The 1,573-nt window shown below is 54.7% G+C and carries 1 protein-coding gene; it reads left to right on the forward strand.

Annotation, left to right across the window (positions count from 1 at the left end; translation table 11 throughout):
* Positions 1-936: 936 nt before the first annotated feature.
* The coding region (locus VJ956_RS12140) for a reverse transcriptase domain-containing protein (protein ID WP_324085292.1) at positions 937-1,573 on the forward strand (637 nt) is incomplete at its 3' end.

Consider the following 1,573-nt stretch of genomic DNA (forward strand, 5'->3'; position numbering starts at 1 on the left):
CCGTGCTTGGCGAGGCCCGGATTAGACAAACTTCCGCAAACTCGCTACAGATTCCTAAAATTCTCTCACGGAGGCGCAGAGGCACGGAGAATCCCGCCTCCGTGGTCTCCGTGTCTCCGTGAGAGATCTTATGGAGACTTCGGCGCGGCTGTACTCATGCCGGTTTATTTGCGGTGGGGCTTGTTGTTTAAGACGATTTCTATAAATCAATACACCACAGAGGGAATAGAGGCCACAGACATCAAGCAGTTATCGTGTCAAGTTAAATTCAGGTCCTTGGGATCGCCATGGAAGGGGTGAAATTGGACATTGTTACCCAGTGGGTGAAAGCGGGAAACCGTGTAATTCCCACCAGCAGAGAATAGCCGGCAAAGCTGTAGCGAACCTGCATGCATAGCCAAGAGGGTATGTGTGAAGCCAGGTGTAGCGAGAGAGCAGGCTGCGTGACTGAGCTCCGAAAATTGTATAGTCGTGGTCCGAAAGGATAACCGGGCGCGAGCCTGGGAAAGCCGACGGTTTTGATGCGCCGGAAGGCACTAGTCCTTGAGACGTTATGGCAAGTCTTGGGGACACCACCGGAGTCTGCGAGCGGGGCATGTACTCATAGGGGTAGCCTGGGAACTTGAGAGGACCGCCATCTCCTTGCGGAGACCACCGGAAAAGGCGAACCGGTATAGAAAAGAGGCCAGGTGTCGTACGGATCTCGTTCGATCCGCTCGGCAAGCCCGAAAGGGGACACGAACCGTAACGAACGAACGCAAGGTATTGGGAAGCGAGCGGAATGCGAAGCGACCCGAGAAGGAGAAGCGGTAGTCTTAGCGGATCATAGTACCGACGGCTGAAACAGAAGGAAAGCCGATAAGGCGGGGAACCGAGACCCAAGGGACCCGTTGAAGGGAAGGAGAAGCCGGGCATAACGTACTGTCGGAAGGAAAGATGAGAGATACGCAGAAATCACAAATCATATCAACCAAACTCCGGCAAATCGCAGAGCAAGCGGTCACGCATCCGGATCGGGTCTTTACCAGCCTGATTCACCACATTGACGTGGACTTTCTTCGAGAAGCCTACTGGCGGCTACGCAAGGACAGCGCCCCGGGCCTGAGCGGAACCACCGCCAAGGACTACGCCGAGGAACTGGAAGCCAACCTGGCCGACCTGCACAAACGCCTGCGGGAAGCGAAGTACATCGCCCCGATGATCAAGCGCGTGTGGATCGACAAGGACGGCGGAAAGAAGCGACCGATAGGGCTATCGGAATTCGAAGACAAGATCGTGCAGAAAGCAGTATCGATGCTACTGGGAGCGGTATATGAACAGGACTTCTATCCCTTCTCCCGGGGATTTCGGGAAGGGCGCAACGCCCACCAGGCACTGGGCGAGATAAGAGACCAGTGCATGAAATATGGCATCACGCACATTTATGATGCGGACATCACAGGATTTTTCGACAACATTGACCGGAGCTGGTTGCGGAACTTCATCCAGCAACGGGTCAATGATGGTGGAGTGCTGAGGCTGATCGGCAAATGGTTAAATGCCGGCGTCATGGAAGGCGACCAAATCACCTATA

This window comes from Marinobacter sp. (genome assembly GCF_035268745.1).
Lineage (GTDB): Bacteria > Pseudomonadota > Gammaproteobacteria > Pseudomonadales > Oleiphilaceae > Marinobacter.